Origin of the sequence: Pseudoduganella rhizocola (assembly GCF_045984285.3) — a bacterium.
In the GTDB taxonomy this organism is placed as follows: Bacteria; Pseudomonadota; Gammaproteobacteria; order Burkholderiales; family Burkholderiaceae_D; genus Rugamonas.
The window spans coordinates 259,698-278,738 of the sequence record NZ_JBJQIK030000001.1 but is presented as its reverse complement, the minus strand read 5'-3'; the positions used below and the strand labels follow the sequence as shown (position 1 = coordinate 278,738).

Here is a 19,041-nt window from a genome sequence, read left to right as displayed (position 1 = left end):
AGGATAGGGCTGGAGGCCCTATCCGTCAAGCTTTAGTTACCTTCGAGGAAGCTCTTCAGCTTGTCCGAGCGCGAGGGGTGGCGCAGTTTGCGCAGGGCCTTCGCTTCAATTTGGCGGATACGCTCGCGCGTCACATCGAACTGTTTGCCGACCTCTTCCAGTGTGTGGTCGGTGGACATCTCAATGCCGAAACGCATGCGCAGCACCTTGGCTTCGCGCGGCGTCAGCGAGTCCAGCACGTCCTTCACCACGCCGCGCATCGAAGCGTGCAGGGCCGCGTCGGACGGGGCCAGCGTGTTGTTGTCCTCGATGAAGTCGCCCAGGTGCGAATCGTCGTCGTCGCCGATCGGCGTCTCCATCGAAATCGGCTCCTTCGCGATCTTCATGATCTTGCGAATCTTGTCTTCCGGCATTTCCATCTTGATCGCAAGCGTCGCCGGATCGGGTTCCGCGCCGGTTTCCTGCAGAATCTGGCGCGAGATGCGGTTCATCTTGTTGATCGTCTCGATCATGTGCACCGGAATACGGATGGTGCGCGCCTGGTCGGCGATGGAACGGGTAATCGCCTGGCGGATCCACCACGTTGCATAGGTGGAGAACTTGTAGCCGCGGCGGTATTCGAACTTGTCCACCGCCTTCATCAGGCCGATATTGCCTTCCTGGATCAGGTCGAGGAACTGCAGGCCGCGGTTGGTGTATTTCTTCGCGATCGAAATCACCAGGCGCAGGTTGGCCTCCGTCATTTCGCGCTTGGCCTTGCGCGCCTTCATTTCACCGGCCGCCATCTGGCGGTTGATGTTGCGCAGGTCGGGCAGCGGCAGCACCACGCGCGCCTGCAGGTCGATCAGGCGCTGCTGCAGTTCCTTGATGGTCGGAATGTTGCGGCCCAGGATGGCGCTGTAGGCATGGCCTGCCGCCACTTCGCCGTCCACCCACTCCAGATTGGTTTCGTTGCCCGGGAAGACCTTGATGAAGTGGGCGCGCGGCATGCCGCACTTGTTCACCGCCACGTCGAGGATCTGCTTCTCGATATGGCGCACTTCGTCCACCTGGCCGCGCAGGGTGTCGCACAGCTTCTCCACCACCTTGGCGGTGAAGCGGATGCCCAGCAGTTCCTGCGAGATGTTCTCCTGCGCCTTCACATAGGCCTTGGAGTTGTAGCCGTCCTTCTCGAAGGCGCGGCGCATCTTGTCGAACTGGTCGGCGATGTTGTCGAATTTTTCCAGGGAGGCCTGCTTCATCGCTTCCAGCTGTTCGGCGGAGTAGCCGGCAGCGGCGCCCGATGGGCTGGCTTCCTCTTCTTCCTCTTCGTCCTCTTCCTCGGCGTCCTCGTCCTCTTCCTCCTCGTCGGAGGCGACCGGAGCGGACTCTTCCTCGTTCTCGTCCACCAGGCCATCGACGATCTCGTCGATCTTGATCTCGTCCATGCGGATGCGGTCGGAGGTGGCGATGATCTCGGCAATAGTCACCGGGCAGGCGGAAATCGCCTGGATCATGTCCTTCAGGCCATCTTCGATACGCTTGGCGATCTCGATCTCGCCTTCACGCGTCAGCAGCTCGACCGAGCCCATTTCTCGCATATACATGCGGACCGGGTCGGTGGTGCGGCCGAAGTCGGAATCGACGGTGGACAGCGCAGCTTCGGCGGCGGCTTCCGCTTCGTCGTCGCTGGTGACGGTGGCAACGTTATCGGACAGCAGCAGCGTTTCGGCATCCGGCGCGTGCTCGTACACGGCGATGCCCATGTCGTTGAAGGTGCCGATGATGCCTTCGATCGCTTCCGGATCGACGATATTGTCCGGCAGGTGGTCGTTGATCTCGGCGTAGGTCAGGAAGCCGCGCTCCTTGCCGAACTTGATCAGCGTCTTCAGCTTCTGGCGGCGGCGCTCCAGTTCCTCTTCGGTGGCCTCGGTATCGGACGAGAAGGCGTCCTTCAGCAGCGCCTTTTCCTTGGCCTTGCGGTCCTTGGCCTTGGCCTTGTCCACGGCCTTGAGCTCGGCGCGCTCGACCGCGTTCAGCGCGGCGACCTCGTCGTTCTCGGGCTGGAATTCTTTCGGCTTGCGGCCGCGCCGGCCCGGCACCTTGACGGTGGGGAGCACGTAGCCCGAAGTATCGATGGCGGCCAGGGCCGCCGCATCCGTGGTCTGGCTGACCGCTGGCGGCGCGCTGGCGCGGGTCTCCGTTTTATCGGCCGTCTTGGCAGCCTTGGCGGTCACTTTGCTGGGCTTTGCAGCCGCTTTGGTTTCAGGTTTCTTTGCTGGCACAGGCGCTTTCGATGTCACAACGACTTGCTTAACGGTTTAGGATGATGCCGATAATCCACCCCGGCACTGCTAAAACTGCTACTCATTGCAGGCTCTGTTCTCCACGCAACAGCGTTGCCTGCCTGGTGCGGCAGGAAATTCTACTGTACGGCAGCGCGCGGGGGCTAGAGCCATGGCGGTGAGGGCACGGGCTACGAGGCCCGCTCGGCGACAAGAAACTCGCGCCGTCTCAACCCAAGTCCGGCTCTGGCCGCCGACGCTCACTGACGCGCCGATCAAGAGCCTAACTTACTGAAAACAAACACAAATTCTGAACTGAAAAAGCTAGCAAAAGTATTGAAATACTTAGCGTTTTATTATAGCACGCCACTTTACAATTGCCAGAAGTGCAGCCCCCGCCTCCCTCTGGCGCTGTAGCGTTTTCGGCCTTAACGCGGACTCATCGCCGCGTCTGCTTCCCGCATCAGCTGATCTTGCTTGGACGTAATTTCCCGATAGCGTACACCGATCTCGTCAGAAGACAAACCCGCCGAGAACAGTGCGTTCAGCTCGGCCTTCAGCGCATCCAGCTTCAGCTGGCGAATGGTGGCCGTCAGCCACACCTGCTCGCTGTCCACGTCCGGCTCCGGCGCCGCAGCGATTTCGCCGATGATGGCATCATATTCGCTGCCGGTTTCCTTCAGATGCTGCACCAAGGCGGCAAATGTGCCCTGCGGCCCCAGCGACTGCGCCAGCTGGATCAGCTGGGTCAGACGCTCGCAGGCCTCGTCGCCGAACTGGCGGCAGGCTTCCAGCGCGCTCTCGTCCAGCGGCATGGCCAGCGCCGGGTGCGTGATCAGCGCCCGGATAATCTTCAGTTCCAGGCCCACCGGCTCCTGCCGCTTGCTGCGCGGCGGCGCCTTGCGCGCCACCGCGACCGGCTTGGCCAGCTCGAACAGGCCCTCGATCTCGCCCGGCGCGCTCTGCGTCATGGTAGCCAGGCCGCGCACGATCTGCAGCCGCAGGGCCGAGGGCGCCATGGCCTGCAGCATGGGCTTGGCGTCGAACTGGGTGCGGGCCCGGCCTTCGGGTTCGCTCAGGTCGTGGTCGCCGGCCGCTTCCCGCAGCAGGAACTGGCTCAGCGGCATGGCCTCATGCACCTGCTGCTCGAAGGCCTCGGCGCCATATTCGCGGATATAGCTGTCCGGGTCGTGCTCCTGCGGCAGGAACAGGAATTTGATCGTTTTGTCGTCCGACACATGCGGGAGGCAGGCTTCCAGGGCGCGGCGGGCCGCCTTGCGGCCCGCACGGTCGCCGTCGAAGCTGAAGATCACAGTGTCGGTTTGACGCAACAGTTTCTGCACATGGGTGGTGGTGCAGGCCGTGCCCAGTGTGGCCACCGCCTGCGGGAAGCCCATCTGGGCCAGCGCCACCACGTCCATATAGCCTTCCGTCACCAGCACATAGCCGGCGTCGCGGATGGCCTGGCGCGCTTCGAACAGGCCGTACAGCTCGGAACCCTTTGAAAATAAAGGCGTTTCCGGGGAATTCAAGTACTTTGGCTCGCCTTGCTCCATAATGCGGCCGCCAAAGGCGATCACCTGCCCTTTGGTGTTGCGGATCGGAAACATGACGCGCTCGCGGAAGCGGTCGTAGCGCTTGATGTGCTTGCCCTGCTCATCGACCTTGTCGATCACGAGGCCGGCTTCCACCAGCACGGGCGCGTCGTATTTCGGGAACACGGCGCGCAGGTTATCCCAGCCGTTGGGCGCGTAGCCCAGGGCGAAACGGGCGGCAATTTCGCCCGTCAGGCCGCGGCCTTTCAGGTAGGCAATAGCGTTCGGCGCCTTGCGCAGCTCGGCCTTGTAGAAGTCGGCGGCCGTGGTCATCGCTTCGGAGAGGGCCATGGACTGGGCCTGCTGGGCGGCGCGCTGGGCCGGCGGAATCTTGTCGTCCGCCTCCGGCACGATCATGCCCACGCCCTGCGCCAGCTCCTTCACGGCATCCACAAAACCCATGCCGGAATATTCGATCAGGAAGCCGATCGAGGTGCCATGCGCGCCGCAGCCGAAGCAGTGGTAGAACTGCTTGGTGGGGCTGACGGTAAAGCTCGGCGATTTCTCGTTGTGGAAGGGGCACAGGCCCTGGTAGTTGGCCCCGCCCTTTTTCAGCTGCACGTAGCGGCCCACCACGTCGACGATATCGACGCGGTTGAGCAGATCGGCAATGAAGGACTGTGGAATCACGTGTGGCTGGTGAGCTTGTTGCAGATCAGACTATACCGCACCGTTGAGCTGGAGTTGATAAAGCTCAACGGTGCGCGGAGGATTACGCCGGGGCCAGCGCTTTCTTCACGAGGGCCGACACCACGGTCATGTCGGCGCGGCCGGCCAGCTTGCCCTTCAGAACGGCCATCAGCTTGCCCATGTCCTGCGGACCGCTGGCGCCGGTTTCCGCCACGGCGTCCTTCACGGCGGCGGCGATTTCCTCATCCGTCAGGCCGACAGGCATATAGGCCGAGAGAATGGCCATTTCGGCGCGCTCCACGTCCGCCAGGTCGGCACGGCCGCCCGCTTCGTACTGGGTGATCGAATCCTTGCGCTGCTTGATCATCTTTTCGATCAAGGCCACGATGTGGGCGTCGTTCAGCTCGATGCGCTCGTCGACCTCTTTCTGCTTGATCTGGGCCATGACCAGGCGGATGGCGCCCAGCTTCTGGGTGTCCTTTGCGCGCATGGCGGCTTTCATGTCATCGGTGATCTGTTCTTTCAGGCTCATGGCAACCTCAAAAAGTGGGCTTAGAAAAAGGAAAACCCGCTGCGGAAAACCGGAGCGGGTAATCGCGTACGCACACGCACCAGGGGCGCAAGCGCCAACGGCAGGTGCGTGATGCAGAAGCGGAATTAGTACAGCTTCTTCGGCAGCTGCTGGCTGCGGATACGCTTGTAGTGGCGCTTCACGGCTGCCGCCAGCTTGCGCTTGCGCTCAGCGGTTGGCTTTTCGTAGAACTCGCGTGCGCGCAGTTCGGTCAGCAGACCGGTTTTTTCGATGGTGCGCTTGAAGCGACGCATTGCGACTTCGAACGGCTCGTTTTCTTTAAGGCGAATAGTGGTCATTGGTAAAAATTCAAACCGTTAGGGTTTCAGAGAGACAGCGAATATAGCAGATTTTTCCCTGGATGGGAAGCGGGCTGCATAGTCAGGCTTGCCTGGAGCTTGTGGAAATGGCACAACTCAGGCTGGATCTGTACTGCAGGCTTGGACAGAGATCGAAACCCCAAGCCGGGACAGGCATCATATCAGATTGCCAGCCCGGCCGCCACCCCCGAAGCCCAGGCCCACTGGAAATTGTAGCCGCCCAGCCAGCCGGTCACGTCCACCGTCTCGCCGATGAAATAAAGGCCGGGCACCTTGGTGGCCATCATGGACTGCTGGGACAGCTCTTTGGTATCGACGCCGCCCCGGGTCACTTCTGCCTTGCGGTAGCCCTCCGAGCCATTGGGCGTGAGGGTCCACTGGTTCAGGGCGCGGCCCAGTTTGCGCAGCTGCTCGTCCTTCATATCGGCCAGCCGGGCCTCGGCGGCGAAGCCATGGGCCTGCAGCAGCCCTTCCGCCAGCCGGGCGGGCAGCCACTGGGCCAGCACGTTGCCGAGCTGCTTTTTGATGGTGGATTTGCCCTCGATGAGGGTTTGCGCCACGTCCATTTCCGGCAGCAGGTTGATGGTGATCGGCGTGCCGGGCTGCCAGAAGCTGGAAATCTGCAGGATGGCGGGGCCGGACAGGCCGCGGTGGGTGAACAGCAGGTCTTCGCGGAAACGGGCGCCGCTCGGGTTGCGGCCCTTGAGGGAGCCGGTTTCCACGTCCACTTCGAGGGAAATGCCGGCCAGCGGCACGAAAGGCTTCCACTCCTGCTCGTCGAAGGTGAGCGGCACCAGTGCCGGGCGTGGCTCGATGATATTCAGGCCGAACTGTTTGGCGATGCGGTAGCCGAAATCGCTGGCGCCGATCTTCGGAATCGACAGGCCGCCGGTGGCGATGACGAGGGCGGCGCATTCGATCTCGCCGCTGTCGGTAGCCAGCAGGAAGCCCTGCTCCGTCTTCGCCACGGATTCGACCTTGGCAGGCATACGCCAATGCACATCGCCAGCGGCGCACTCGTCCTTCAGCATCTCGATAATCTGTTCGGCAGAGTCATCGCAGAACAGCTGGCCCTTGTGCTTCTCGTGGTATGCGATGCGGTGTTTCTTGACGAGGGTAAGGAAGTCCTGTGGCGTATAGCGCGACAGCGCGCTCCTGGCGAAGTGGGGATTCTCGGACAGGAAGTTGGCCGGCCCGGCATTGATGTTCGTGAAGTTGCAGCGGCCGCCGCCGGAGATACGGATCTTCTCGGCCAGTTTGGCGGCGTGGTCGATCAACACGACGCGCTTGCCCTGCTGCGCCGCCGTGGCCGCGCACATCATCCCGGCCGCGCCCGCGCCAATCACCGCCACATCAAACACCTTCGCCATCTTGCCCCCGCCGCATCCAAACCCGGCATTCTACGCGAACCCATTGCCCAGTCCGTGTCCACCTTGGGGTCAGGCACCGAGGTGGACACGAACTCAAGCAGTAGCACGGATGAGGCTGTGTCCACTTTGGTGCCTGACCCCAAGGTGGACACGAGCTCAGCGGTGGCGGGTGCGCAGGGCGCGGGAGACGGTGAGGCAGTGGGCGGCTTGCTGGGCGATGCTGTCGGGGACGGGGATCTTCCCGTCGAGGACTTCGCGGATCCAGGCGGCGGTGGCGGCGGCGCTTTTGTCTTCGGGCAGCACAGGGAGCTGTTCCACCAGCAGCTGCTTTTCCACCAGTACGTCGCGCTGCCCTTCGTGGAACCAGTCGATCTTCTGCGCCTTGTTGGCATTGGCCACCGTCTCGCCTTCGGTGCCGCGCATCAGGAAGGCGTCGCCGCGCTCGTGCGGGGCCGCCGTTGTGAAGTATTCGCCCAGCGTTTCGAGGTATTCAGGATGGGTGTAGGAAACCAGCCTCAGTGCAGGCCCGGCGAAGGGCTGCATGATCTTCACCAGCGTGTGCGTGGAGTTGCGCAGGCCGAGCACGCGGCGCAGCGACAGCAGGTAGGCCAGCTTCGGCGCCAGCGCGTCGATGGTGATGAAGCTGACGTGGCCGCCCCCCAGTGCCGCTTCGGCTTCGGCGTGCGAGGCGGCCGCCGGAACGCCCAGCTCGGCGAACACTTCGGCCGTCGCAACCCGGCCCACGTCATGCGCCACACCATGCACCAGCACCGGCACGCCTTCGCGGGCGAGCAGCAGCGCCAGCAGCGCGGTCAGGTTCGCCATCTTGCGCGCGCCGTTGTAGCTCGGGACCAGCACCGGCGCATAGTCGCCCTCCGGCGCCTGCAGCGGCGCGAAGGAAGCTTCGGCGGCATCGAGGAAACCGGCCAGTTCCTCCACCGATTCGCCCTTGATGCGCATCGCGAGCAGGATGCCGCCCAGTTCGAGATCGCTCACGCGCCCGTCCAGCATGGCTTCGTAAAGGGCGCGGGCATCGCTGCGCGTCATGCTGCGCGCGCCGTTTTTGCCGCGGCCAATCTCCTTGATGAAGGGCGCGGCCTTGAAGGGTTCCTTGATCGTCATCCAAACAGCTTACCGCATTTCGGCTACACTATCAGGCTCCCCCTGCAGAAACCACGCTTGAACCATGATTGCCCAAGACCTCGAAAATATTAATGTCACTTCCTTCGCTTCGATGCCGACGCCCGAAGCGCTGCACGCGAAACTGCCGCTGACCGAGAAGGCGTCCGCTACCGTCACCAATGGCCGCGAAGACCTGCGCGCCATCCTGGACCGTACCGACAAGCGCCTGTTCGTGGTGGTGGGCCCCTGCTCCATCCATGACCCTGTCGCCGGCCTGGACTATGCGCGCCGCCTCAAGGCCCTGCAGGAGGAAGTGAAGGGCACCATGCTGCTGGTGATGCGCGTGTATTTCGAGAAGCCGCGCACCACCACCGGCTGGAAGGGCTATATCAACGATCCTTTCATGGACGATTCCTTCCGCGTGGATATCGGCATGGAGAAAGCGCGCCAGTTCCTGCTGGACGTCTGCGAACTGGGCCTGCCCACCGCAACCGAGGCTCTGGATCCGATCTCGCCGCAATATCTCGGCGACCTCATCGCCTGGACCGCCATCGGCGCCCGCACCACCGAATCGCAGACGCACCGCGAAATGTCCTCCGGCCTGTCCACCCCGGTCGGCTTCAAGAACGGCACCGACGGCGATATCGGCATCGCGATCAACGCCATCCTGTCGGCGGCCAACCCGCATGCCTTCCTCGGTATCAACAGCCAGGGCAATGTGTCCATCGTGCGCACGCGCGGCAACGCCCATGGCCATGTGGTGCTGCGCGGCGGCGGCGACCGCCCGAACTATGACTCGGTATCGGTGACGATCGCCGAGCAGGCGCTGGCCAAGGCCAAGCTGCCGTCCAATATCGTGGTGGACTGCTCGCACGCCAACAGCTACAAGAAGCCGGAACTCCAGCCGCTGGTGATGACCGATGTGATCAACCAGATCATCAACGGCAACAAGTCGCTGGTGGGCGTGATGATCGAATCGAATATCGTGGGCGGCAACCAGCCGATCCCGGCCGACCTGTCACAGCTCAAGTACGGCTGCTCCGTCACCGATGGCTGCATCGACTGGGAAACCACCGCCAAAATGCTGCGCGACGCACACAAGGAACTGCTGGCCCGTCCTTAAAGCCGCATCTCCACCAGCGGCGCCACGCCGTAGGTGCCCGCCAATGCCGCTTCCGCGCGGCTGGCGGGCTCGCTCAGCTCCAGCAGGTCCAGGTACACCCTGCCTTCTTCCACCTTTACCTTGTATGGCCGGCCGTCAAGGGCATCGAGCCGGGCGCAGACTGCCTCGCCGCCGTCACGCTCCAGCAGCACCCCCGGAAGCTCCTGCCATGCAAGCCCGCGCGGCACCAGGCGCGTGCCGAGTGGCGGAATGTCCTTCAGCTTGCAAATCAGTTTCCATTGTTCTGGCATCGGGTCTCCTTTCGTCCAGGCGCGGCGCCAATGGTGAATTGGTAGCAAGAGCGATGCCATGACTTTTGCCGGCGGCACGCCTGGATTCCCGCCTGCGCGGGAATGAGGGGCGCACTTCCCGGGTGCAGCTGCGCCCCATCGCGGACCGGCCGCCCCATGAAGTTGCGGCCGCTTTCCATTACAATGGCGGATTCCTCTTTTGAATCCGCAGCATTTCCATGATCGTTCTCGGCGTTGAATCCTCCTGTGACGAAACCGGCCTGGCCCTGTATGACACGGAGCGCGGGCTGCTGTCGCACGCCCTGCATTCGCAGGTGGCCATGCACGAGGAGTACGGCGGCGTGGTGCCGGAACTGGCGTCGCGCGACCATATCCGGCGTGCGATTCCGCTACTGGAGCAAACGCTGAACGGCGCGCAGATCGAGGCAAAGCAGATCGACGCCATCGCCTACACGCAAGGCCCCGGCCTGGCCGGTGCACTGCTGGTGGGTTCGTCCATCGCCTGCAGCCTGGGCCTCGCGCTGGACAAGCCGGTGCTGGGCGTGCACCACCTGGAAGGCCACCTGCTGTCGCCGCTGCTCGCTTCCGAGCCGCCGGAATTTCCCTTCGTGGCGCTGCTGGTCTCGGGCGGCCACACGCAGCTGATGCGGGTGGACGGCGTGGGCCAGTATGAGCTGCTGGGTGAAACGCTGGACGATGCGGCCGGCGAGGCCTTCGACAAGTCAGCCAAGCTGCTGGGCCTCGGCTATCCGGGCGGCCCCGCCATTTCGCGCATGGCCGAATTCGGCGATCCGGAAGCCTACAAGCTGCCGCGCCCCATGCTGCATTCGAAAGACCTGAACTTCAGCTTCTCCGGCCTGAAAACGGCCGTGCTCACCGTGGTGAAGAACCACAGCAATGTGTGCGAGCAGGACAAGGCCAACATCGCGCGCGGCTTCGTGGATGCAATCGTGGATGTGCTGACGGCCAAGTGCGTGGCCGCGCTGAAGCAGACCGGCCTGAAACGGCTGGTGATTGCGGGTGGTGTGGGCGCCAACAGCCAGCTGCGTGAGTCGCTCAACGCAGCCGCCGCCAGGAAGCGCTTCAAGGTCTACTACCCGGAACTGGAGTTCTGCACCGACAACGGCGCGATGATCGCCTTTGCGGGCGCGATGCGGCTGCGGATCAACCCGCAAGCGGCACAACGCGACTATTCCTTCAATGTCCGCCCGCGCTGGCCGCTGGACGAACTGCGCACTATCTGACTCAGTTCAGCAGCACTGCCGCCAAGCCTACCAGCGCCAGCAAACCACCGGCGGCATACGTGCCCGTACGAACATTCTTTTTCTTCAGATCCACACCACGTGCAGTGAGACGTTCGCTACGCAGCGGCTTGCTGCCCGCTGCCTGCCCTGCCACGCCTTGCGAAGCGGCGGCAGAGTTGATGCTTTTGTTCATGATACCTACCTCCCGATTTGTATATACCAGAATAGCAGCAAATTGCGTGCCTATACCACTCAATTAGCTGGGTCTGGTCTATCAGGCAAGGCCGGGATCGCCCCGCAGGCGCTCCGCAAGCAGGTCGATGAAGGTCCGGACCCGCGCCGATCCATGCCTTCCGTCGCGGTGAACAATGTTAACGGGGACCGGCGGAAGTTCAAATTCCTGCAAAACCGGCAATAAATCCCCGCTCGCGATCCACGGCGCGGCCTGGTAGGAAAGCAGGCGCGCCAAGCCCAGCCCGCAGCGCGCCGCTTCGATCGCTGCGTCGTTGCTGGTTACAGTCAGACGGGGCTGAACTTTATAGCTCTGAAGCTTCATTTCCTCTATGAAACGCCACTCCGGCTGGGTGCTGGCGCCGGTGGCGGCAATCACCGTGTGCCGGCCAATTTCGGCGGGGTGCCGCGGCGTGCCGCTGGCCTTCAGGTAAGCGGGCGAAGCGACAATAATGCGACGCACCTGGCCCACCTGCAGCGCCCGCAAGGAGGAATCGGGCAGCTCGCCGATGCGCACGGCCACGTCCAGCCCTTCTTCCAGCAGATTAGTCACCCTGTCAACAAAAACGGCCGAGACTTCGGTACCGGGGTAGCGTTGTAAATAGTCCACAATCCCCGGCATCACATACATGCGGCCGAACAGCATGGGCGCCGTCACGGCAAGGTGGCCGCGCGGGGCGGCATTGATGCCGGCCGCCGCTTCATCCGCTTCGTCCACGGCCGCGATGATGCGGCGCGCATCATCCAGGTAACGCTGCCCGGCCTGGGTGACGCGCACATGGCGCGTGGTGCGCTCCAGCAGGCGCAGGCCGAGGCGTTCCTCCAGCGCGGCAATGGCGCGCGTGACGGCGGGCGGCGACAGCTCGAGCTTGCGCGCGCCGGCCGCAAAGCCGCCCTCCTCTGCCACTGCCACGAACACGGTCATCAGGTAAAGCCGGTCCATCTATTTCGCCTTTCGCAGGTTGGGGAATGCGTGCTTCGACGCCTCGATGGCGTAGTCGATGAAATGGCGCACGCGCAGCGGCATGCGGGTGCGCTGCTGGTAGTACATGTACACGCCCGCATTGTGCGTGTCCAGCTGCGGCAGCAGGTGCCGCAGCCTGCCCTGCGCCAGGTCGTCGCCCAGCATGAAGCCCGCCAGCTGGCCTATGCCCACGCCCTCGCGCACCGCCGCCACTTCCGATTCGGCCGTATTGAAGCTGGCCACGCAGGGCACGTCCATGAACACCGTGCCGCCTTCGCCATGCAGCTCCCACGGCACCAGGCGCCCCGTGTTCGGCTGGCGGAAGCCGGTGCAGCGGTGCTGCAGCAGTTCCTGCGCATTGCGCGGCACGCCATGCCGTTCAATATAGGACGGCGCGGCGCAGATATGCAGCACGATGTCGCCGATGCGGCGCGCCACCAGGTTGCGCTCGGGCGGGTGGCCGGCGCGGAAGCCGACGTCGATCTTCGCTTCGATCAGGTCCGTGAAGTGGTCGCTCAGCTGGAGGTCGAAACTGGCGCCGGGATACTGCTGCTGGAAGCCCGCAATCAGGGGCGCAAGCAGATTGGTGCCGAGTGAGGTGGGCGCGGCGATGCGGATCAGGCCATCCACTTCGCGGCGGCTGTTCTGCACCTGGTCCAGCGCTTCATCCAGCAGGCGCAGGCCCGGATTGGCCAGCTCGAACAGGCGCTGGCCTTCGTCGGTGAGGCTCAGGCTGCGCGTGGTGCGGTGGAACAGGCGCACGCCAAGATGCTCTTCCAGCTGGCGCACGGCCTTGCTCACGGCTTGCGGCGTCAGCCCCGCTTCCACCGCCGCCTGGCTGAAGCTCTTTGCGCGCACAACGCCGATAAACAGTGTGATGACCCGTGCCTTGTCCATTAGATTTACAACCAGAAGATGAAAATAAATCAGCTTTCCTCTATCTAGTGTAACACCATGGCCAGGCCTAAACTGGGCTCCATCAACACTCACCCCGAAAGGAAAACATCATGAGCAAAGTATGGTTTATCACCGGCGCTTCCCGTGGTTTCGGCAAACTGATCGCCCGCGATGCGCTGGCCCGCGGCGACAAGGTCGTGGCGACCGCACGCAATCCGCAGACCGTCATCGATGCGCTGGGCGCGCAGGAAAACCTGCTGGCCGTGGCGCTGGATGTGACGAAGGAAGCGGCCGCCATCATTGCGGCGCGCAAGGCGGTGGAGCACTTCGGCCGCATCGACCTGCTGGTGAATAACGCGGGTTACGGCCTGCTGGGCGCGGTGGAGGAATCGTCCGCCGACGAAGTGCGCCAGGTGTTCGAGACCAATGTGTTCGGCCTGCTGAATGTGAGCCGCGCCGTGCTGCCGGTGATGCGCCGGCAGCGCAGCGGCCATGTGATCAATATCTCTTCCATCGGCGGCTACTCGGGCTATCACGGCTGGGGCGTCTACGGCTCCACCAAGTTCGCGGTGGAGGGCCTGAGCGAAGCGATGGCGCAGGAACTGGCGCCGCTGGGCATCCACGTCACCGTGGTGGAACCGGGCTTCTTCCGCACCGACTTCCTCGACCAGAATTCGCTGGTGGCCACCGCGAACCGCATCGATGACTATGCGGGCACCGTGGGCGCAATGCGCGCATTTGCGGCCCATGCGAGCCACAAGCAGCCGGGCAACCCGGAGAAACTGGCGGGCGCGATGCTGACGCTGGCCGACGCCCCCAACCCGCCGCTGCGCCTGCAGCTGGGCAGCGACACGGTGGCGCGCGTGCGCGAGAAGAACGCTTTCGTGGAGAAGGAACTGGGCGAGTGGATCGATACTGCTCTCTCCACCGACTTCCCGGCGGAGAAGCTGGCGGCTTAAGCCAGCGGCGGCAGGGCCTTGCCGCAGCTGCGGCAAAAGCGTGCGCTGGCTTCGTGGCCGGTGGCCAGGCAGCCATCGCACACCCGGTGCGGACGGTCCGGCTGCGCGCGCTGGTAGGTGATTTCGGAGCTGATGATCCCGGTCGGCACCGCGAGAATGCCCCAGCCGAGCAGCATCATGATGGAGGCGATGGCGCGGCCCAGGTCCGTCTTCGGGACCAGGTCGCCGAAGCCCACGGTGGTCATGGTGCTCACCGCCCAGTAGACTGCGGTGGGAATGCTGGTGAAGCCATGGGCCGGGCCTTCCACCACATACATCACGGTCCCCAGCAGGAACACGATCAGCATCACCACCGACAGGAAGATCAGGATCTTGCGCCGGCTCGCCATCAGCGCGTGCCCCAGCATGCTGTATTCCTGGATGTAGAGCGTGAGCTTCAGGATGCGGAAGATGCGCAGCAGGCGCAGGATGCGCACGTCCAGCAGCACGTGGGCGCCCGGAAGGAACAGCGATACATAGCTGGGCAGGATGGACAGCAGGTCGATCACGCCGAAGAAGCTGCGCGCATAGCGCACCGGCCGCTGCACGCTGAGCAGGCGCGCAATGTACTCGATGGTGAACAGGATGGTGAAGAACCACTCCGCCGCCGCCAGCCAGTCGCCATAGCGCTGTGCGACGGGCGCCATGCTGGTCAGCACCACGCAGGTGACGCTGAGCAGGATGGCCACGATCAGGCCCAGGTCGAAGGCGCGGCCCTTGCGCGTATCGGATTCGAAGATCACCGCATACAGCGCGGCGCGCCAGCCGGCGGCCGGCTTGCCGTAGCGCTGGTGCGGATCGGACGAGCGGGCGGCCGGCGCGGGCGCCGCGGTCTGGACGGGGTCAGGCGGATTCATTGCCGCTCATCTTAGCGCCGGCGACAGCAGGTCGGCGCGCGGATAGCCCCAGGGCGGCACGCTGCCAGGGCAGGAGCGCTCGCCATCGCCCGCCACATCGAGCGTGGTGAAGTTGCCGCGCGGGGTAGCGGCAAAGCGCATATCGCTGGCCGTATTCCCGTCCACGGCCGGCATGCGCGCGAAGCGCAGCCAGGCATTCACGTGGCAGTCGCGCTGGGCCAGCTCGCGCAGCATGGGCAGGCTGCCCTGCCACTCCGAATACAGCTGCAGCCGCCCTTCGGCATCGGCGAACTGCGCGGGATCGCGCAGGGCTGCCGGGCATTCGCGCACATGCATCCATGACGGCGCAAGGCTCAACAGCCCGCGCCGCAGGCGGTAGCTGCCTGCCGCCTCATTGCTCTCCACCGAGACGAAGGACCAGCACAGGGGCTGCGCCGGAAATGCCGTCATCGCCACGTCCAGCACGCGCGATTGTGGGTCCATGGCCTGCAGGCTCTGTTCGATGCGCTGCCGGCCTGCGTGCGAAGCGGCAGCCTGCAGGCCCACGAAGCCGAAACTAATCACGAGCGCGAGGGCCAGCGCACGGCGGCTGTGCATATGCATCAGGCGCAGCGCCGCAATGGCGCCACCGAGCATGAACAGAGCCGCCAGGGAGGCTGGCGAGAGGTAGCCCTTGCCCGCAAAGTAGCAGAGCACCAGCGCCAGCAAGGCGAGCGCCGGCCAGCGCAGGAACTTCCACGGAATGGCCAGCGCCAGCGGCACGCCGAAGGCCACCCAGAACACCGGTTCCACGATGAAGACCATGTCGCCATAGAACCAGCCATTATTCAGCGGGTAGAAGGGATGGATGCCATAGGAATTCAGGAAGTCCATCGACAGGTGCAGCGCGAAGCCGGCCACGATGGCGATGCCAAGGCCGAGGCGCGCCGGCCGGCTGCTGCGCAGCAGCGCCCGCGCGTTCGGCCACAGCAGCCACAGGAACGCCAGCAGCAGCAAGGCCTGCGGCAGCGCGTACAGGATGGTGTGCGTATGGCCGCGATGGTGCAGCAGGTAGCCCAGCGGGTTGGGCAGCAGCCGCGTGAGGAACAGGTCGAGGTCGGGGAAATTGCTGGCCGCCGCGCAGGCCATCAGCAGCAGCCGGTGGCGCGTGCGCTGCTGCGCGGGATCCGCCTCCGGCGGCAGGCTGCGCTGCACCAGCTCGCCGACGCCCAGCCCGACGAAAGAATGGGTCAGGTTATCCATCGATCAGCCGCCCGGGCAGGCAGCGTTCAATGGCTGACTTCCACGCCGTGCCAGAAGGCGATGCGGTTCTTGAGGGCCTTGGCGGCCTCACTGGGCGTGGGGTAGTACCAGGCGGCGTTCTTGTTCAGCTTGCCGTCGATCTCCACGTCGTAATAGCTGGCCACGCCTTTCCACGGGCACATGGTGGTGTGGCTGCTGGTTTTCAGGTATTCCTGCTTGACGCGCTCAGGCGGGAAGTAGACGTTGTGCTCGACGATTTCCACTTCGTCCTCGGCCGCTTCCGCGATCACGACGCCGTTCCACATTGCTTTGGGCATTACTGGTATCTCCGATCAATCAGCTTTCGACGCAATCGCGCCCCTTCGCCTTCGCGCGGTACAGGGCGGCGTCGGCGGCGCGCAGCAGCGTTTCGGCGTCGCTCACGTCCATATCGTTGTGGACGCCGATGCCGATGCTGGCCGTCATGGTGATGCGGCGCGCGCCGTCATAGTGTACTTGGGCTGCGATTTTTGCGCGTAAATTTTCCGCCAGCTTGTGCGCCCCTTCCAGCGGCGTATTCGGCAGCAGCACGCACAGCTCTTCGCCGCCGTAACGGCCGGCAATATCGATCACCCGCACGTTTTCGCGGACCAGCCTGCAAACCTCGGCCAGCACCTTGTCGCCCACCAGGTGGCCGTGCTCGTCATTGACCTGCTTGAAATGGTCGAGGTCGATCATCAGGGCCGTCAGCGGGGTGCGGAAGCGGCGCGCGCGGGCCACCTCGAACTTCAGGCGGTGCTGCAGCGAGCGGCGGTTGTGCATGCCGCTCAGCTCGTCCGTGGTGGCGAGCAACTCCAGTTCCCGCATGGACAGGCGCAGCGCCTTCTGGTTGGCGCGCGCTTCGATCAGGCTCATGGCCTGGCGCGCCAGGCCGCGCAGGAAGCCGCGCTGTTCTTCATTCAGCCCCCCGGGACGGGTATCCATCACGCACAGGGTGCCAATCGCATAGCCGGCCGAGGTGCGCAGCGGAATGCTGCTGTACATGCGCATCTGCGGTTCCTGCAGCGTCAGCGGCATATTCATGGTGCGGGCGTCATTGGCCAGGTCGGCGATCTCGGTGGCGTCGTCGCCCAGCACGGCCAGCGAGCAGTAGGACTGCGCGCGAGGCTGGGAGCCGAGCTCCAGGCCGCTGGACGCATTGAACCAGGTGCGCTCGCTGTCCACCAGGGTCATGAAGGCATACGGGGTGCCGCACAGGCGGGCGGCCATCTGCGCCAGGAAATCGAAATCCTCGCCCACGGCCTCGTCCAGCGCTTCGAAACGCTGCAGGGCCGCGACGCGATGCACTTCATCCGCAGGTTGCGGGAACGAGGGAAACAATTGCTCTGCTGCTGACATGTACTCTCCCAGGAGCGCTGATTGGGCTTTGCGGCCAAGTTTAGCGCAATCGGGAGACGTTGTAACCCGGATAATAGTGTTACTTGTTAGCCACTATCTGCCGCAGGGCGCTCTCAAAGACCTCGGGCGGCTGGCCGCCGGAAATCAGATGCCGTTCGTTAATGATGATGGCGGGGACGGAATTAATTCCGTTGCGCTGGTAAAACTGCTCCGCTTCCCGCACTTCGGCCGCAAAACGGCCGCTGGACAGCACTTCCGCCGCTGCATTGCGGTCCAGTCCGGCTGTTTCGGCGGCGCGCAGCAGCACCTCGTGCGCGCTCGGGTCCTCGCCGCGCGTGAAATAGGCGGCCAGCAGCGCATGTTTCAGCTCGCGCTGGCGGCCTTCCGCCTCTGCCCAATGCAGGAGACGGTGGGCGTCGAAAGTGTTGTAAATCCGGCTGCGCTTGTCCATCGCGAAGTCGAAGCCCACATCGGCGCCGCGCTGGCGGATCATGGCGCGCGACTGCTCCTGCTGCTCGGGCGAGGCGCCGTATTTCTGGGCGATATGCTCGGTGATGTCCTGCCCTTCCGGCCCCATGTTGGGGTTCAGCTCAAAGGGCTGGAAGTGCAGTTCCGCCTTCACTTCCCCTTCCAGCCGGCCCAGCGCCGTTTCCAGCGACTTGAGGCCGATGGCGCACCATGGGCAGGAGACATCGGAGACAAAATCGATACGCACGGCGCTTGGCATGGTGAACCTTTCGGATGAACTCAATTTCCTGAAGATAGTGCCGACGGCGCCGATTGCAAGCTCAGCGCTCTCAGTGCTTTTTCGCGCCGGCGCTCTTGCTGCCGATGCGGCTTTCCTTGCCCGCCATCAGGTTGCCGATATTTTTGGCATGGCGCCACACCAGCAGGCCGCTCATGACCACCACGGCGAACAGCTGCGGCTCCACGCCGAACAGCAGGCCGTAGTAGAACGGCGCGAACACGGAGGCGATCAGCGCCGCCAGCGAGGAATAGCGGAAGGCATACGCCACAATCAGCCAGGTCGCCAGCGTGGCAAGGCCGAGCCAGATGTTCAGCGCCAGCAGCACACCCAGCGCCGTGGCCACGCCCTTGCCGCCCACGAAGCGGAAGAACACCGGCCACAGGTGGCCGATGAAGACGGCCAGCGCCACCAGCGCAATGGCCTCGTCGCCCACGCCCAGGCGCTCCTGGAAATGCATGACCAGCCAGACGGCCAGCCAGCCCTTGAAGGCATCGCCCGCCAGCGTCCAGATCGCCGCCCCCTTATTGCCGCTGCGCAGCACGTTGGTGGCGCCCGGATTGCCGGAGCCATAGGTGCGCGGGTCGGCCAGGCCGTAGAACTTGCTCACCACCACGGCAAACGAGATGGAGCCGATCAGATAGGCGGCAATGGTTAGCAGAATAGTCGTCATATCCCCTGTTTTCCTTTTTGTGTGTTTAATCGGCCAGCGCGCAGTTCACGGCCTTGGCATTCAGCACTTCCGTCACTACCTGTGGCTTGATCGCGACGAGAAAACCGCGCCGCCCGCCATTGATATAAATTGTTTCCAGCGACAGGATGCTCTCCTCCACATACACCGGCATGGCCTTTTTGGTACCGAAGGGCGAGGTGCCGCCCACCATGAAGCCGGTGTGGCGCTGCGCCACCTCCGGCTTGCAGGGCTCAACCGACTTGCAGCCGATATTGCGCGCGAGGTTCTTGGTGGAGACCTTGCAGTCGCCGTGCATCAGCACGATCAGCGGTTTCGCTGCTTCGTCCTGCATCACCAGGGTTTTCACCACCTGGTGTTCGTCCACGCCCAGCTCGCGAGCCGACACCGTGGTGCCGCCATGTTCCTCGTACTCGTATGGGTGCTCGGTGAACGGAACCTTGTGCTTGCGCAGCAGCGCCGTCGCGGGCGTTTCTGAAATGTGCTCTTTCTTCGCCATGCCGTGATACG

At 64.0% G+C, this 19,041-nt stretch carries 20 protein-coding genes; 3 read left to right on the top strand and 17 right to left on the bottom strand.

From position 1 onward, the window contains the following. Positions 1-32: 32 nt before the first annotated feature. The 6 genes from rpoD to ybiB form a co-directional block, all read right to left on the bottom strand. Positions 33-2,264 carry an RNA polymerase sigma factor RpoD gene (gene rpoD / locus ACJRPG_RS01365; protein WP_407998245.1) on the bottom strand — a complete coding sequence of 744 codons (2,232 nt, stop codon included), beginning with the start codon at positions 2,262-2,264 and terminating at the stop codon, positions 33-35. A 428-nt stretch (positions 2,265-2,692) separates the two neighbouring features. Beyond that, on the bottom strand, positions 2,693-4,489 hold the full coding sequence (dnaG, locus tag ACJRPG_RS01360) for a DNA primase (RefSeq protein ID WP_407998244.1): 1,797 nt from the start codon (positions 4,487-4,489) through the stop codon (positions 2,693-2,695). Between the two features lie 82 nt (positions 4,490-4,571). Further along, positions 4,572-5,021 carry a GatB/YqeY domain-containing protein gene (locus ACJRPG_RS01355; RefSeq protein ID WP_407998243.1) on the bottom strand — a complete coding sequence of 150 codons (450 nt, stop codon included), beginning with the start codon at positions 5,019-5,021 and terminating at the stop codon, positions 4,572-4,574. A 125-nt stretch (positions 5,022-5,146) separates the two neighbouring features. After that, positions 5,147-5,359, bottom strand: coding sequence for a 30S ribosomal protein S21 (rpsU, locus tag ACJRPG_RS01350; RefSeq protein ID WP_005665410.1), 213 nt, complete (start codon positions 5,357-5,359; stop codon positions 5,147-5,149). Positions 5,360-5,541: 182 nt separating this feature from the next. Next, complete coding sequence (locus tag ACJRPG_RS01345; protein ID WP_407998242.1) at positions 5,542-6,750, bottom strand: BaiN/RdsA family NAD(P)/FAD-dependent oxidoreductase; 1,209 nt, start codon at positions 6,748-6,750, stop codon at positions 5,542-5,544. Positions 6,751-6,906: 156 nt separating this feature from the next. Continuing rightward, positions 6,907-7,872 carry a DNA-binding protein YbiB gene (gene ybiB, locus ACJRPG_RS01340; protein WP_407998241.1) on the bottom strand — a complete coding sequence of 322 codons (966 nt, stop codon included), beginning with the start codon at positions 7,870-7,872 and terminating at the stop codon, positions 6,907-6,909. 64 nt (positions 7,873-7,936) lie between these two features. Between ybiB and ACJRPG_RS01335 the strand changes: the two genes are divergently transcribed. Beyond that, positions 7,937-8,995: a 3-deoxy-7-phosphoheptulonate synthase gene (locus tag ACJRPG_RS01335; protein ID WP_407998240.1), complete on the top strand. Its 1,059-nt coding sequence runs from the start codon at positions 7,937-7,939 to the stop codon at positions 8,993-8,995. Here ACJRPG_RS01335 and ACJRPG_RS01330 read toward each other — a convergent pair. Beyond that, positions 8,992-9,285 (bottom strand): hypothetical protein, encoded by a 294-nt coding sequence (locus ACJRPG_RS01330; protein ID WP_407998239.1) that lies wholly within the window; start codon positions 9,283-9,285, stop codon positions 8,992-8,994. The genes ACJRPG_RS01335 and ACJRPG_RS01330 overlap by 4 nt on opposite strands. Positions 9,286-9,503: 218 nt before the next feature. Here ACJRPG_RS01330 and tsaD point away from each other — a divergent pair, with 218 nt between their 5' ends. Further along, positions 9,504-10,529 carry a tRNA (adenosine(37)-N6)-threonylcarbamoyltransferase complex transferase subunit TsaD gene (tsaD, locus tag ACJRPG_RS01325; RefSeq protein ID WP_407998238.1) on the top strand — a complete coding sequence of 342 codons (1,026 nt, stop codon included), beginning with the start codon at positions 9,504-9,506 and terminating at the stop codon, positions 10,527-10,529. A 1-nt stretch (position 10,530) separates the two neighbouring features. Here tsaD and ACJRPG_RS01320 read toward each other — a convergent pair whose 3' ends face one another. The 3 genes from ACJRPG_RS01320 to ACJRPG_RS01310 form a co-directional block, all read right to left on the bottom strand. Then, positions 10,531-10,722 (bottom strand): hypothetical protein, encoded by a 192-nt coding sequence (locus tag ACJRPG_RS01320; RefSeq protein ID WP_407998237.1) that lies wholly within the window; start codon positions 10,720-10,722, stop codon positions 10,531-10,533. Between the two features lie 81 nt (positions 10,723-10,803). Further along, positions 10,804-11,703 (bottom strand): LysR family transcriptional regulator, encoded by a 900-nt coding sequence (locus tag ACJRPG_RS01315; protein ID WP_407998236.1) that lies wholly within the window; start codon positions 11,701-11,703, stop codon positions 10,804-10,806. Continuing rightward, positions 11,704-12,621: a LysR family transcriptional regulator gene (locus tag ACJRPG_RS01310; protein ID WP_407998235.1), complete on the bottom strand. Its 918-nt coding sequence runs from the start codon at positions 12,619-12,621 to the stop codon at positions 11,704-11,706. It lies immediately after the preceding gene. 110 nt (positions 12,622-12,731) lie between these two features. Here ACJRPG_RS01310 and ACJRPG_RS01305 point away from each other — a divergent pair, with 110 nt between their 5' ends. Continuing rightward, positions 12,732-13,580, top strand: a complete 849-nt coding sequence (locus tag ACJRPG_RS01305) for an oxidoreductase (RefSeq protein ID WP_407998234.1) — start codon at positions 12,732-12,734, stop codon at positions 13,578-13,580. Here ACJRPG_RS01305 and ACJRPG_RS01300 read toward each other — a convergent pair. From ACJRPG_RS01300 to ybaK, 7 genes are all read right to left on the bottom strand, one after another. Next, positions 13,577-14,476 carry an ion transporter gene (locus ACJRPG_RS01300; protein ID WP_407998233.1) on the bottom strand — a complete coding sequence of 300 codons (900 nt, stop codon included), beginning with the start codon at positions 14,474-14,476 and terminating at the stop codon, positions 13,577-13,579. The genes ACJRPG_RS01305 and ACJRPG_RS01300 overlap by 4 nt on opposite strands. A 6-nt stretch (positions 14,477-14,482) precedes the next feature. Continuing rightward, positions 14,483-15,718 carry a metal-dependent hydrolase gene (locus tag ACJRPG_RS01295; protein WP_407998232.1) on the bottom strand — a complete coding sequence of 412 codons (1,236 nt, stop codon included), beginning with the start codon at positions 15,716-15,718 and terminating at the stop codon, positions 14,483-14,485. A 26-nt stretch (positions 15,719-15,744) separates the two neighbouring features. Beyond that, positions 15,745-16,035 carry a DUF427 domain-containing protein gene (locus tag ACJRPG_RS01290; protein WP_407998231.1) on the bottom strand — a complete coding sequence of 97 codons (291 nt, stop codon included), beginning with the start codon at positions 16,033-16,035 and terminating at the stop codon, positions 15,745-15,747. A 19-nt stretch (positions 16,036-16,054) separates the two neighbouring features. Further along, complete coding sequence (locus ACJRPG_RS01285) at positions 16,055-17,095, bottom strand: GGDEF domain-containing protein (RefSeq protein ID WP_407998230.1); 1,041 nt, start codon at positions 17,093-17,095, stop codon at positions 16,055-16,057. A 79-nt stretch (positions 17,096-17,174) separates the two neighbouring features. Continuing rightward, positions 17,175-17,822, bottom strand: a complete 648-nt coding sequence (locus ACJRPG_RS01280) for a DsbA family oxidoreductase (RefSeq protein WP_407998229.1) — start codon at positions 17,820-17,822, stop codon at positions 17,175-17,177. A 70-nt stretch (positions 17,823-17,892) separates the two neighbouring features. Next, positions 17,893-18,513, bottom strand: coding sequence for a glycerol-3-phosphate 1-O-acyltransferase PlsY (plsY, locus tag ACJRPG_RS01275; protein ID WP_407998228.1), 621 nt, complete (start codon positions 18,511-18,513; stop codon positions 17,893-17,895). 25 nt (positions 18,514-18,538) lie between these two features. Next, positions 18,539-19,030, bottom strand: coding sequence for a Cys-tRNA(Pro) deacylase (ybaK, locus tag ACJRPG_RS01270; RefSeq protein WP_407998227.1), 492 nt, complete (start codon positions 19,028-19,030; stop codon positions 18,539-18,541). Between the last annotated feature and the right edge of the window lie 11 nt (positions 19,031-19,041).

What these genes read in the sequence shown, in the direction of transcription:
- ACJRPG_RS01355 (WP_407998243.1), bottom strand. Translation starts at nt 5,021, where the DNA reads ATGAGCCTGAAAGAACAGATCACCGATGACATGAAAGCCGCCATGCGC.
- rpsU (WP_005665410.1), bottom strand. Translation starts at nt 5,359, where the DNA reads ATGACCACTATTCGCCTTAAAGAAAACGAGCCGTTCGAAGTCGCAATG.
- ACJRPG_RS01345 (WP_407998242.1), bottom strand. Translation starts at nt 6,750, where the DNA reads ATGGCGAAGGTGTTTGATGTGGCGGTGATTGGCGCGGGCGCGGCCGGG.
- ybiB (WP_407998241.1), bottom strand. Translation starts at nt 7,872, where the DNA reads ATGACGATCAAGGAACCCTTCAAGGCCGCGCCCTTCATCAAGGAGATT.
- ACJRPG_RS01335 (WP_407998240.1), top strand. Translation starts at nt 7,937, where the DNA reads ATGATTGCCCAAGACCTCGAAAATATTAATGTCACTTCCTTCGCTTCG.
- ACJRPG_RS01330 (WP_407998239.1), bottom strand. Translation starts at nt 9,285, where the DNA reads ATGCCAGAACAATGGAAACTGATTTGCAAGCTGAAGGACATTCCGCCA.
- tsaD (WP_407998238.1), top strand. Translation starts at nt 9,504, where the DNA reads ATGATCGTTCTCGGCGTTGAATCCTCCTGTGACGAAACCGGCCTGGCC.
- ACJRPG_RS01320 (WP_407998237.1), bottom strand. Translation starts at nt 10,722, where the DNA reads ATGAACAAAAGCATCAACTCTGCCGCCGCTTCGCAAGGCGTGGCAGGG.
- ACJRPG_RS01315 (WP_407998236.1), bottom strand. Translation starts at nt 11,703, where the DNA reads ATGGACCGGCTTTACCTGATGACCGTGTTCGTGGCAGTGGCAGAGGAG.
- ACJRPG_RS01310 (WP_407998235.1), bottom strand. Translation starts at nt 12,621, where the DNA reads ATGGACAAGGCACGGGTCATCACACTGTTTATCGGCGTTGTGCGCGCA.
- ACJRPG_RS01305 (WP_407998234.1), top strand. Translation starts at nt 12,732, where the DNA reads ATGAGCAAAGTATGGTTTATCACCGGCGCTTCCCGTGGTTTCGGCAAA.
- ACJRPG_RS01300 (WP_407998233.1), bottom strand. Translation starts at nt 14,476, where the DNA reads ATGAATCCGCCTGACCCCGTCCAGACCGCGGCGCCCGCGCCGGCCGCC.
- ACJRPG_RS01295 (WP_407998232.1), bottom strand. Translation starts at nt 15,718, where the DNA reads ATGGATAACCTGACCCATTCTTTCGTCGGGCTGGGCGTCGGCGAGCTG.
- ACJRPG_RS01290 (WP_407998231.1), bottom strand. Translation starts at nt 16,035, where the DNA reads ATGCCCAAAGCAATGTGGAACGGCGTCGTGATCGCGGAAGCGGCCGAG.
- ACJRPG_RS01285 (WP_407998230.1), bottom strand. Translation starts at nt 17,095, where the DNA reads ATGTCAGCAGCAGAGCAATTGTTTCCCTCGTTCCCGCAACCTGCGGAT.
- ACJRPG_RS01280 (WP_407998229.1), bottom strand. Translation starts at nt 17,822, where the DNA reads ATGCCAAGCGCCGTGCGTATCGATTTTGTCTCCGATGTCTCCTGCCCA.
- plsY (WP_407998228.1), bottom strand. Translation starts at nt 18,513, where the DNA reads ATGACGACTATTCTGCTAACCATTGCCGCCTATCTGATCGGCTCCATC.
- ybaK (WP_407998227.1), bottom strand. Translation starts at nt 19,030, where the DNA reads ATGGCGAAGAAAGAGCACATTTCAGAAACGCCCGCGACGGCGCTGCTG.